Annotated in this window: 12 protein-coding genes; 11 read left to right on the top strand and 1 reads right to left on the bottom strand. The window is 51.7% G+C overall.

Annotated features, from left to right (window positions below; translation table 11 throughout):
- The first annotated feature begins 24 nt into the window (after positions 1–24).
- Positions 25–1,203, top strand: coding sequence for an MFS transporter (locus LVQ77_RS10725; protein ID WP_232904417.1), 1,179 nt, complete (start codon positions 25–27; stop codon positions 1,201–1,203).
- 31 nt (positions 1,204–1,234) lie between these two features.
- Here LVQ77_RS10725 and flk read toward each other — a convergent pair whose 3' ends face one another.
- Entirely contained in the window at positions 1,235–2,239 is a 1,005-nt protein-coding gene (flk, locus tag LVQ77_RS10720; RefSeq protein ID WP_232904416.1) for a flagella biosynthesis regulator Flk, read from the bottom strand.
- A gap of 103 nt (positions 2,240–2,342) precedes the next feature.
- Between flk and pdxB the strand changes: the two genes are divergently transcribed.
- The 10 genes from pdxB to LVQ77_RS10670 all read left to right on the top strand — a co-directional run bounded on the left by pdxB (position 2,343) and on the right by LVQ77_RS10670 (position 12,115).
- Positions 2,343–3,479: a 4-phosphoerythronate dehydrogenase PdxB gene (pdxB, locus tag LVQ77_RS10715; RefSeq protein ID WP_232865972.1), complete on the top strand. Its 1,137-nt coding sequence runs from the start codon at positions 2,343–2,345 to the stop codon at positions 3,477–3,479.
- A gap of 68 nt (positions 3,480–3,547) precedes the next feature.
- Positions 3,548–4,561, top strand: coding sequence for an aspartate-semialdehyde dehydrogenase (locus LVQ77_RS10710; RefSeq protein ID WP_232904415.1), 1,014 nt, complete (start codon positions 3,548–3,550; stop codon positions 4,559–4,561).
- Positions 4,561–5,376: a tRNA pseudouridine(38-40) synthase TruA gene (gene truA, locus LVQ77_RS10705; protein ID WP_232904414.1), complete on the top strand. Its 816-nt coding sequence runs from the start codon at positions 4,561–4,563 to the stop codon at positions 5,374–5,376. The genes LVQ77_RS10710 and truA overlap by 1 nt, the downstream gene beginning before the upstream one ends.
- Positions 5,377–5,401: 25 nt before the next feature.
- The gene (locus tag LVQ77_RS10700) at positions 5,402–6,061 is read left to right on the top strand and encodes a DedA family protein (RefSeq protein WP_034458864.1); all 660 of its coding nucleotides are present in this window, start codon (positions 5,402–5,404) and stop codon (positions 6,059–6,061) included.
- Positions 6,062–6,199: 138 nt separating this feature from the next.
- Positions 6,200–7,120 carry an acetyl-CoA carboxylase, carboxyltransferase subunit beta gene (accD, locus tag LVQ77_RS10695; protein WP_064512747.1) on the top strand — a complete coding sequence of 307 codons (921 nt, stop codon included), beginning with the start codon at positions 6,200–6,202 and terminating at the stop codon, positions 7,118–7,120.
- Positions 7,121–7,185: 65 nt separating this feature from the next.
- Complete coding sequence (gene folC / locus LVQ77_RS10690) at positions 7,186–8,454, top strand: bifunctional tetrahydrofolate synthase/dihydrofolate synthase (RefSeq protein WP_232904413.1); 1,269 nt, start codon at positions 7,186–7,188, stop codon at positions 8,452–8,454.
- The gene (gene dedD / locus LVQ77_RS10685) at positions 8,444–9,172 is read left to right on the top strand and encodes a cell division protein DedD (protein ID WP_151995297.1); all 729 of its coding nucleotides are present in this window, start codon (positions 8,444–8,446) and stop codon (positions 9,170–9,172) included. The genes folC and dedD overlap by 11 nt, the downstream gene beginning before the upstream one ends.
- Positions 9,173–9,337: 165 nt before the next feature.
- Complete coding sequence (gene cvpA / locus LVQ77_RS10680) at positions 9,338–9,826, top strand: colicin V production protein (RefSeq protein ID WP_034458856.1); 489 nt, start codon at positions 9,338–9,340, stop codon at positions 9,824–9,826.
- Between the two features lie 91 nt (positions 9,827–9,917).
- Positions 9,918–11,435, top strand: a complete 1,518-nt coding sequence (purF, locus tag LVQ77_RS10675) for an amidophosphoribosyltransferase (protein ID WP_064512741.1) — start codon at positions 9,918–9,920, stop codon at positions 11,433–11,435.
- A 110-nt stretch (positions 11,436–11,545) separates the two neighbouring features.
- Positions 11,546–12,115 (top strand): UbiX family flavin prenyltransferase, encoded by a 570-nt coding sequence (locus tag LVQ77_RS10670; RefSeq protein ID WP_034458851.1) that lies wholly within the window; start codon positions 11,546–11,548, stop codon positions 12,113–12,115.
- Positions 12,116–12,216: the final 101 nt, after the last annotated feature.

Raw genomic sequence — 12,216 nt, 5'->3', positions numbered from 1 at the left:
TGGCTGCTGCCAAGGAGCCGTGAAATGTCCTCAATAAAAAATTCTCAGCTAAACAACAAATCCGAAAATAAGTCCTTATTCAGCATTACCTTCGCGGTGTTTCTCACCTATATGACGGTTGGCTTGCCGTTGCCTGTTATCCCGCTTTTTGTTCACCATGAGCTTGGGTTTGGCAACACCATGGTAGGGATTGCCGTAGGTATTCAGTTCCTGGCAACGGTTTTAACCCGCGGTTATGCCGGACGTCTTGCCGATCAGCAAGGAGCGAAGCGTTCGACGTTACAGGGGATGTGCGCATGTGCATTTGCTGGCGTCGCTTATCTGCTGGCGGCGCTATTGCCTGTTGAGCCGATGGCGAAATTCGGTCTATTGATCATTGGCCGTTTGATTCTCGGTTTTGGTGAAAGCCAGTTGCTGACCGGAAACCTTACCTGGGGTCTGGGTCTGGTTGGCCCGGCTCGTTCCGGCAAAGTGATGTCCTGGACCGGTATGGCGATTTATGGCGCATTGGCGGCGGGTGCACCTATTGGCCTGCTGTTAAACAGCCATTGGGGATTTGTGGCACTAGGTGTTTCGACTATCGCCTTGCCATTGGTAGCACTGGCGTTTAATGGCCGCATTCGTGCCGTACCTGCGCATAAAGGCGAGCGTCCTTCTATGTTTGCGGTGATTGGTCTTATCTGGAAACCTGGGTTAGGACTTGCGTTACAGGGCGTAGGTTTTGCTGTGATCGGCACTTTTGTCTCACTTTATTTTGCGTCGAATGGCTGGGCCTGGGCAGGCTTTACGCTGACCGCTTTTGGTGGCGCTTTTGTGCTGATGCGTGTGCTGTTTGGTTGGATGCCAGACAGATTTGGTGGTGTTAGAGTGGCACTGGTCTCGTTGGCGATTGAAACCGCCGGGTTGGTTTTACTCTGGCAGGCACCGGGAGCAGGCGTTGCGCTAATCGGTGCTGCGTTAACGGGCTGTGGCTGCTCGTTAATCTTCCCGGCACTGGGTGTTGAAGTGGTGAAACGTGTACCGGCTCAGGTACGCGGTACGGCGCTTGGTGGCTATGCGGCGTTTCAGGATATCTCGTACGGTGTCGCAGGGCCATTGACCGGATTGTTGGCAACCTCGATGGGTTATCCGTCAGTGTTTTTAGCTGGAGCAATTTCTGCGGTAGTCGGGATTGTGGTTACACTCATCGCCTTTCGCAAGTAACTATAGCCACCCAAGGCTGGGTGGCTAACGTTTAAATCACTATCCAGAACAAAACCATCACCACAATCAGTGCGATAAGTGCCAGGCCTGGGCGGGCACTTATTACCTTCATCGGTTCAATAAATGGCGCCCAAATTGGGCTGGCGATCGGCTGAATGTTATGCACTTCTAGCGCTGATGGCTGGCGTTCGGCGCGTTTTAAAAACACCTGATTCAAAATATCCTGCACCTGCGCGGCGGTCAGTAACGTTTGCGGTGTAGCCTGAAAACGTTGCTGCGTATAGTCCGTTATCTCTTTCCATTCAGCGGGTTCGAGCGGCTGCTTCAACGCCGCCTGAATGGTGTGCAATGTCGGCGTGTTTTGCTGGCTTAATGTCTGGCGTGCTTGTAACCAGGTAGTCAGCAGCGCGAAATGTTTGGCCGGGATCAGCTCGCCCGTTTTCACACCGCTTAACTCAAGCATTGACTGCCAGATTAACTTACTGGACTCGCCCGTTGCGGCAGCGAGTTTAGCGACCTGTTTATTTAATGAATTGTGTTCAGCGGGCAATAGCGGGCGATCTGTCGCCGGGCGTTGCTGTGGCTGCGGGATAGCCAACTGGTTATTTTGCAATAACGTCAGTACGCTTTTTAATTGTTCTGGCGTGAGCTGGCTAAGGGCTGTCTGCCCAAACTGTTGGCGAATGTAATCACTCACCGCCTGGCGATTATTGCCCTGCGATAGCAATTCGCTGAGCTGTTGTACAACCTGACGTGTGGCATGGGTTGTTTGAGCATTACTGAGACGCTGATTCAGATTTTGTTCAGCCGCGGGGAAGTGACGCGATAACAATGGCGTTTCACCTTTTAGCCCGAGGTCATGTTTTAATCCCGCCCACACTTCGGCACTTTGTTGCTGGTTAAGCGCAACAATACGTGTAATCAAACGTTCCAGAACGGTACGTTGCTGTGTAGAAAGCGGAAACTCACCTACCGCTGAAGTTGGGGAGGGTGGTTCCCCCGGAGGACGTGCTGTCGCCCCCTGAATGGGTTGCATAGGCTTAAATCCTTTGTCATTCCCTGGCTCAAGTATGCCAGGACGCCAGATTATGGCACACTATCGGGCTTATTCTCGACGATTAACCGAACAGGTAGCTAACGTGAAAATCCTCGTTGACGAAAACATGCCCTATGCACGTGAATTGTTTAGTCGCTTAGGCGACGTAACCGCCGTCCCAGGCCGCCCAATTCCCGTATCCGAACTGGCTGATGCCGATGCGTTAATGGTGCGTTCAGTCACCAAAGTGAATGCTGATTTACTCGATAACAAAGGGATAAAGTTTGTCGGTACGGCAACGGCTGGCACTGACCATGTTGACGAAAACTACCTTGAGCACGCGGGTATCGCATTTTCGGCCGCTCCCGGTTGTAACGCCATTGCCGTAGTTGAATATGTCTTCTCCTCACTGCTAATGCTTGCCGAACGCGACGGTTTCCAGCTTACCGACCGAACCGTGGGTATTGTTGGTGTCGGTAATGTCGGCTCGCGTTTGCAGGCGCGTCTTGAAGCTTTTGGCGTTCGTACGCTGCTTTGCGATCCACCTCGTGCCGACCGCGGTGATAAAGGCGATTTTGTTTCACTAGAACAACTGGTGCATGAAGCCGATGTGCTGACGTTCCACACGCCGCTGTTTAAAGACGGTGCGTATAAATCGCTGCATCTGGCCGATGAAAAACTGATCTCAAGCCTCAAAGCCGGTTCGATTCTGATTAACGCCTGCCGTGGCCCGGTCGTCGATAACGCCGCCTTGCTGAAATGCCTCGAGAACGGGCAGGATCTCAGCGTGGTGCTGGACGTCTGGGAGCCGGAGCCGGAACTCAATGTATCTTTGCTCGAGAAAGTTGATATTGGTACCGCCCACATCGCGGGCTACACGCTCGAAGGTAAAGCGCGTGGCACCACGCAAGTGTTTGAAGCATTTAGCGAGTTTATTGGTCAGAAACAACAAGTGGCTTTAGATACTCTGCTTCCTGCCCCAGAATTTGGTCGTATTACCCTTCATGGCCCGCTTGATCAGGCAACACTCAAAAGACTGGTTCATCTGGTGTATGATGTGCGCCGCGATGATGCTCCGCTGCGTAAAGTGGCGGGAATTCCTGGTGAGTTTGACAAGTTGCGCAAAAATTATCAGGAACGCCGTGAATGGTCATCGCTATATATCCAGTGTGATGATGAAGCGGCAGCGACAATGCTGCAAAAGCTAGGCTTTAGCGCCACCTATCACACTGCGCGTTAAACAATCCTTCTCATTTCCCCGGCGTTACACCGGGGAAATACTGCTATTTAAGTCTGGAGTAAACCAACATGTCTGAAGGCTGGAATATTGCCGTTTTAGGTGCCACGGGTGCCGTAGGCGCAGCTGTGATTGAACTGCTTGCCGAACGCCAGTTCCCGGTTGGTGAATTGTATGCCCTGGCGCGCAATGAAAGCGCCGGTGAAAATATCCGTTACGAAGGTAAAACCGTGATGGTTCAGGATGCTGAATCATTTGACTGGACTCAGGTTCAATTGGCGTTCTTCGTTGCGGGTGTTGAAGCCTCTGCGCGTTACGTTGAAGAAGCCACGAATGCCGGTTGCCTGGTTATCGACTCTAGCGGCCTGTTCGCCATGGAACACGATGTCCCGCTGGTAGTACCTGACGTGAATCCTTTTGTGCTGGGTGAATACCGCAATCGCAATCTGGTGGCCGTGGCTGATAGCCTGACCAGCCAACTCCTGACAGCCCTGAAACCGCTTATCGAACAAGGTGGTTTATCACGCATTCAGGTCACTAATTTACTGGCAGCTTCTGGGCGTGGCAAAAGTGCGGTAGACGCACTGGCCGGACAGAGTGCGCGTTTGCTTAATGGTTTACCAATTGAAGAAGCGGATCTGTTTGGTCGCCAGCTGGCATTCAACATGCTGCCCCTGGTACCGGATGCTGAAGGTAGCGTTCCGGTAGAACGCCGCTTAGTGAACGAAGTGCGCAAAGTCTTGCAGGACGAAGGTGTGTTGATTTCTTCGAGCTTCGTTCAGGCTCCGGTATTTTACGGGCATGCGCAGATGGTCAACTTTGAAGCGATGCGACCGCTGGCTGCTGAAGAAGCGCGTGATGCGTTTGGCCAATTTGAAGATATCGAGCTTTCCGAAGAAGGGGATTTCCCGACTCAGGTTGCTGATGCCTCCGGTAGTGCACATATTTCAATCGGTTGTATCCACAACGATTATGGTATGCCTGAGCAGATTCAATTCTGGTCTGTTGCCGATAACGTTCGTTTCGGTGGTGCATTGATGGCGGTGAAAACGGCTGAGAAATTAGTGCAGGAGTATATGTACTAATGTCCGACGAGTTGCACCAAACACCACTCAACAAGATTGCACTCGGCATTGAATACGACGGCAGCAAATATTACGGCTGGCAGCGCCAGAATGAAGTGCGCAGCGTGCAAGAGAAGCTTGAAAAAGCGCTCTCTAAAGTGGCTGATGAGCCAATAAATGTATTCTGTGCTGGACGTACCGACGCTGGCGTTCACGCCACCGGCCAGGTGGTGCACTTTGAAACGCGTGTGCAGCGTAAAGATGCGGCATGGACGCTTGGTGCAAATGCGAATTTACCTGGTGACATTGCGGTGCGTTGGGTTAAAGCTGTGCCCGATGATTTTCACGCGCGCTTCAGCGCCACGGCGCGCCGTTATCGTTATGTCATCTATAACGAGCGGCTACGTCCTGCAGTGATGGGGCAGGGGGTGACGCATTTTTATCATCCGCTGGATGCTGAACGTATGCATCGTGCAGCGCAATGTTTGCTGGGTGAGAACGATTTTACTTCGTTCCGTGCCGTGCAATGCCAGTCGCGTACACCCTGGCGCAATCTGATGCACATCAACGTCACGCGTTATGGTTCATACGTGGTGGTGGATATCAAAGCCAATGCGTTTGTGCATCACATGGTGCGAAACATTGTCGGCAGCCTGATGGAAATTGGTTGTGGCAATCAAGAAGAGAACTGGATGGCCGAATTGCTGGCGGCGAAAGATCGTAAGCTTGCAGCGGCGACCGGAAAAGCAGAAGGCTTGTACTTAGTTTCTGTTGATTACCCTGACCACTTTGCATTACCTAAACCCCCGATGGGGCCTCTTTTTTTGGCAGACTGACGCCAGTCGAGAAAGGTAGATAACGATGGAATTTATCCGCTTTATTATTGATTTTATTTTGCACATTGATGTGCACTTAGCGGAATTGGTTGCACAGTATGGTGTCTGGGTTTATGCCATTCTGTTTTTGATTCTGTTTTGCGAGACAGGTCTGGTGGTGACGCCGTTCCTGCCCGGTGATTCTCTGCTGTTTGTTGCCGGAGCGCTGGCGGCATTGCCGACCAACGATCTGAACGTTCATACCATGGTGATTTTAATGATCATCGCAGCTATTGTTGGGGATGCGGTGAACTACACTATTGGGCGGCTGTTTGGTGAAAAGCTGTTCAGTAATCCGAATTCAAAAATCTTCCGCCGTAGTTATCTTGATAAAACACACGCTTTTTACGAGCGTCATGGTGGAAAAACGATTATCCTCGCGCGCTTCGTACCGATTGTGCGAACTTTTGCACCGTTTGTCGCCGGGATGGGGCATATGTCCTATCGCCATTTTGCGATGTATAACGTTGCCGGTGCGTTGCTGTGGGTATTGTTATTCACCTACGCAGGCTACCTGTTCGGCGATTTGCCAATTGTGCAGGAAAACCTGAAATTACTGATTGTGGCGATTATCGTGTTGTCGGTCCTGCCTGGTGTGGTTGAAATTATTCGCCACAAACGCGCGGCCAAACGCCTGCAAAAGTAACCCCATCGCGCGGTTCGACCACTTTTTTATCCAAAGTCGCGGGCCGTTATGTTTTAATGAGCACCATTTATGGTCTGGGGCAGCTAGTTCTGCCACAGAAAAACTGGCATCGACCAGGTTCAAGCAGAAAGGTCATCAATGAGCTGGATTGAACGAATTCTCAATAAGAGCAATATCACCCCTACCCGTAAGGCAAGTATCCCTGAAGGGGTGTGGACGAAGTGCGACAGCTGTGGCCAGGTTTTGTACCGTGCCGAACTGGAACGCAATCTCGAAGTCTGCCCAAAATGCGATCACCACATGCGTATGTCTGCGCGCGATCGCTTGCACAGCCTGTTAGATGAAGGCTCGATGTTTGAATTGGGTAGTGAACTTGAGCCAAAAGATATCCTCAAGTTTAAAGACTCTAAAAAATACAAAGACCGTCTGGCATCTGCCCAGAAAGAAACCGGTGAGAAAGACGCGCTGGTGGTCATGAAAGGCACGCTCTATAACATGCCAGTTGTCGCTGTGGCGTTTGAGTTTGCTTTCATGGGCGGTTCTATGGGTTCTGTTGTCGGCGCGCGTTTTGTTCGTGCCGTAGAACAAGCTCTGGAAGATAACTGCCCGATGATCTGCTTCTCTGCTTCCGGTGGCGCACGTATGCAAGAAGCGCTGATGTCGCTGATGCAGATGGCGAAAACCAGTGCAGCGTTGGCCAAAATGCAGGAACGCGGTCTGCCGTATATTTCGGTTCTGACTGACCCAACAATGGGCGGCGTCTCTGCAAGCTTCGCGATGCTGGGCGATCTGAACATTGCTGAACCAAAAGCACTGATCGGCTTTGCGGGTCCTCGTGTTATCGAGCAGACCGTTCGCGAAAAACTGCCGCCGGGCTTCCAGCGCAGTGAGTTCCTGATCGAAAAAGGGGCGATCGACATGATCGTTCGCCGTCCAGAAATGCGCCTCAAGCTGGCAAGCGTTCTGGCAAAGCTGACCAATCAGCCCGCGCCAAATCCGGAAGCGCCGCGCGAACCGATTGTGGTTCCGGCAGCACCGGAAGAAGGTCACGAGGCCTGATAGTTAATAAGGGCAGGCCAAATAGGTTCTGCCCTTTTTCTTGAACCGTAGACAGAGCGGGCATCATGGAAAAAATTCAAACTCCTCAAGCCACGTCGCCTCTGGCCACGTGGCTTTGTTATCTGGAAAACCTCCATTCTAAAACCATCGAGCTTGGCCTTGATCGAGTAAAAAAAGTCGCCGCCACGCTCGATGTGCTGAAACCTGCGCCGACGGTATTTACCGTGGCGGGAACCAATGGCAAAGGCACGACTTGTCGCACCCTGGAAAAGGTGTTGATGGCGGCGGGATATCGTGTTGGTGTCTACAGCTCACCGCATCTGGTGCGTTACACCGAGCGCGTGCGCGTGCAAAGTGAAGAGCTTGACGAGGCGTACCACACGGCGGCCTTTGCACAAATTGAAGCCATGCGTGGCGAAACATCACTGACCTATTTTGAGTACAGCACGTTGTCAGCGCTATTGTTGTTTAAGCAACTGGCAGTGGACGTGGTGATTCTTGAAGTCGGCCTGGGTGGTCGCCTGGATGCGACCAATATTGTCGATGCCGATGTAGCTGTCGTCACCAGTATTGCCCTTGATCACACAGACTGGCTGGGGCCAGACCGCGAAAGCATTGGGCGTGAAAAAGCCGGGGTCTTCCGTGGTGGTAAACCTGCTGTGGTGGGCGAGCCAGATATGCCACACACTATTGCTGATGTGGCGGCTGAAAAGGGCGCTCATCTGCTGCGCCGTGATGTTGACTGGTCTTATGAGGTTGGTGAGAACAGTTGGATCTTTAAAGATGCTCGGGGTGAACTCAACGGCTTACCGTTGCCACTGGTCCCGCAGCCGAATGCCGCAACCGCGCTGGCCGCATTGCGTGCAAGCCAGCTAAATGTCAGTAATGAAGCTATTATTCAAGGGATTAAAGAGGCGACGTTACCGGGCCGTTTCCAGATTATTTCGCAGGCACCGTTGGTTATTCTCGATGTGGCGCATAACCCCCACGCGGCGGCCTATCTTGCCGGGCGCCTGGCACAGCTACCAAAGCGTGGGCGCGTGCTGGCGGTAATTGGTATGCTGCACGACAAAGACATCGCCGGTACGCTGGCAAATTTGTCGCCTCAAGTTGATAGCTGGTATTGTGCTCCGTTGGACGGCCCGCGAGGTGCGAGTGCTGAACAGTTGATTGAGCATCTGGGCCAGGGTGAAGTCTATGGCACAGTGGCGCAAGCCTGGAATGCTGCGATGAGCGTAGCAACAGGGGATGATACCGTGCTGGTGTGTGGTTCATTTCATACAGTAGCCCACGTAATGGAAGCGCTGGACGCGGAGAAAACAGGTGGCGAGTAAGTTTCAAAATCGATTAGTAGGGACCATCATTTTGGTCGCACTGGGGGTCATTATCCTGCCAGGGCTACTCGATGGTCAGAAAAAACATTATCAGGATGAATTTGCAGCCATTCCTCTGGTTCCAAAACCTGGGGATACCGCTGAGCCGGATATGTTGCCTGTTGCAACTCAGGCACTCCCTTCTCAGCCACCTGAAGGTGCCGCCGAAGAGGTGAGAGCGGGTACGGCAGCAGCACCAGGATTAGATATCGCCTCACTGCCGAGTGATGGTGGTGCGGGTATTGATGAAGTTCCGGTCGCCCGTGCTCAACCAAAACCGCAACCTGTCGTTGAGAAACCGAAACCTAAGCAGGTCGAAAAACCGCAGAGTAGGGCTGAGATTGATCAAACGGCAGAACGTCTGGCGATGATGAACGAAGAACCACCTGCGCCTGCAAAACCTGTGAAGCAAGAAGCGACCGAACAAGCGCCAACCGGCAAAGCTTACGTCGTGCAACTAGGTGCATTAAAGAATGCCGACAAAGTGAATGAAATTGTTGGTAAACTACGCGGCGCTGGGTTCCGTGCTTACACGTCACCGTCTACACCAGTGCAGGGGAAAGTTACCCGTATTTTGGTGGGGCCGGACGCTTCGAAAGACAAACTTAAGTCGTCTTTGGGCGAGCTGAATTCGCTTTCCGGGCTGAACGGTGTGGTGATGACTTACACGGCCAGGTAAACCCGCAGAGGCGGGATTTAGGGCAAATTTTTAATGGCGTTGAGCATTTTTTCAACGCCATTATTTATTTACGCGAGGGAAGGAAATCCCTACGCAAACGTTTTCTTTTTCTGTTAGAATGCGCCCCGAACTGGACGTCAGGGCGATTTGTCGTGGGATTTGTTCATGGTTTGGATAGATTACGCCATTATTGCGGTCATCGGCTTTTCGGCTCTGATTAGTGTTATTCGTGGGTTTGTGCGTGAAGCGTTATCGCTGGTGACCTGGGGCTGTGCTTTCTTTGTCGCCAGTCATTACTACACTTACCTGTCAGTCTGGTTCACAGGCTTTGAAGACGAACTGGTACGTAATGGAATAGCTATCGCGATTCTATTTATCGCGACACTCATTGTCGGTGCGATAGTCAATTATGTGATTAGCGCGCTGGTTGAGAAAACCGGCCTGTCGGGTACAGACAGGGTGTTGGGGATCTGTTTCGGTGCTTTACGTGGAGCATTGATCGTCGCCGCCATTCTGTTCTTTCTTGATACGTTTACTGGTTTTTCGAAGAGTGACGACTGGCAAAAGTCGCAGCTTATCCCGCAATTCAGTTTCATCATCAGATGGTTCTTTGACTATCTGCAAAGCTCGTCAAGTTTCTTGCCTCGGCCTTAGGGCGGGGGTTATGGCTTAGAGTCTGATTTTTCTGGCTATTTTATTTTCAAATAACGCCAGAAAAACAGACTCACGATGAGGAAAAGACAACATGTGCGGTATTGTCGGTATCGCCGGTTTCATGCCGGTAAACCAGTCTATCTATGATGCGTTAACGGTGCTTCAGCATCGTGGACAAGATGCCGCAGGCATCGTCACCATTGATGCTTTAAACTGTTTTCGTCTACGCAAAGCTAATGGACTGGTGAGTGATGTATTTGGTGCCATTCACATGCAACGCTTACAAGGAAACATGGGCATTGGTCATGTGCGATACCCTACTGCGGGTAGTTCCAGCGCTTCTGAAGCCCAGCCTTTCTATGTGAACTCTCCGTACGGCATTACCCTTGCACACAACGGTAACCTGACTAACGCCCACGAACTGCGCCAGAAGCTGTTCGAAGAAAAGCGTCGTCACATTAACACCACTTCCGATTCTGAAATCCTGCTGAATATTTTCGCCAGTGAGCTGGATAACTTCCGCAACTATCCGCTGGAAGCAGACAATATTTTTGCCGCTATCGCTGCAACTAACCGTCAGATTCGTGGCGCTTACGCATGTGTGGCAATGATTATCGGCCACGGTATGGTTGCGTTCCGCGATCCAAACGGCATCCGCCCACTCGTAATGGGCAAGCGTGATTTGAACGATGGTCGCACTGAATATATGGTGGCTTCCGAGAGCGTTGCGCTTGATACCCTGGGCTTCGAATTCCTGCGTGATATCGCACCGGGCGAAGCGGTGTATATCACCGAAAAAGGTCAACTGTTTACCCGTCAGTGTGCCGACAACCCAACCAGCAACCCTTGCTTGTTCGAATATGTCTACTTTGCACGCCCGGACTCTTTCATCGACAAAATTTCCGTTTACAGCGCACGCGTTGAGATGGGCAAAAAACTCGGTGAGAAAATTGCCCGCGAGTGGGAAGATCTGGATATCGATGTGGTTATCCCGATTCCAGAAACATCCTGCGATATCGCATTGGAAATCGCCCGTATTCTCGACAAGCCATATCGCCAGGGCTTCGTGAAGAACCGCTACGTTGGCCGTACCTTTATCATGCCTGGCCAGCAGCTGCGTCGTAAATCTGTACGCCGCAAACTCAACGCCAACCGTGCTGAGTTCCGCGATAAGAACGTTCTGCTGGTGGATGACTCTATCGTTCGTGGCACCACTTCTGAGCAGATTATCGAGATGGCACGTGAAGCTGGTGCGAAGAAAGTTTACCTCGCGTCAGCGGCTCCAGAGATTCGCTTCCCGAACGTATACGGCATTGATATGCCAAGCGCTAACGAACTGATTGCTCACGGCCGTGAAGTTGACGAGATCCGTCAGCTGATTGGTGCCGATGGTCTGATTTTCCAGGATCTGAACGATCTGATTGAGGCTGTTCGTGTTGAGAATCCGGATATCACGCAGTTTGAATGCTCGGTTTTCAACGGTATCTACGTGACCAAAGATGTGGATCACGAATACCTTGAGTATCTTGAGTCCCTGCGTAATGACGATTCACAAGCGATTGCCCGTCAGAACGAAGTGGAAAACTTAGAGATGCATAACGAGGGTTAAAGCCATCCTCACCTTAACCCTCTCCCAGAAGGAGAGGGTTACCATTTCTTGCATCCCTGCCCATCTTGCGGCAAAGTCAGCCCAGATAAACTCCTCGGGCGAACTAAAATATGAAACGGTTAATTGTTGGGATTTCAGGTGCCAGTGGTGCAATCTACGGTGTGCGACTACTTCAGGTTCTGCAACAATTACCCGATATCGAAACTCATCTCATTCTGAGTAACGCAGCTCGCCAGACCCTTGCCTTAGAAACCGATATTTCCCTGCGCGAAGTTCAGGCTCTGGCTGATGTGGTTCACGACGCCCGTGATATCGCCGCCAGCCTCTCTTCAGGCTCTTTTAAGACGCACGGCATGGTGATATTGCCTTGTTCAATTAAAACCCTTTCTGGCATTGTCCACAGCTATACCGATGGCCTGCTGACGCGTGCGGCAGATGTAGTGCTAAAAGAGCGTCGTCCGCTAGTGCTTTGCGTGCGCGAAACGCCGCTGCATCTTGGCCATTTGCGTTTAATGACCCAGGCCGCCGAACTAGGTGCGGTGATTATGCCGCCAATGCCGGCGTTTTATCATCGTCCGCAAAGCGTGCAGGACATTATCGACCAGACGGTCAACCGGGTACTCGATCAGTTTGATATTGAGCTACCACAGGACTTGTTCACCCGCTGGAACGGGGCATAAATATTGCGCCAGTGTGGTGCATCACAAAACGCTTCGCCTCAAATTGGGGCGATTTTGTAACCCCGATCACTTCCAGAACATTTATCCGCTATTTTCCACCG

The sequence above is a fragment of the Buttiauxella cochleicola genome, from assembly GCF_021282435.1.
Lineage (GTDB): Bacteria > Pseudomonadota > Gammaproteobacteria > Enterobacterales > Enterobacteriaceae > Buttiauxella > Buttiauxella massiliensis.
This window is presented reverse-complemented; position numbering and strand designations above follow the sequence as displayed.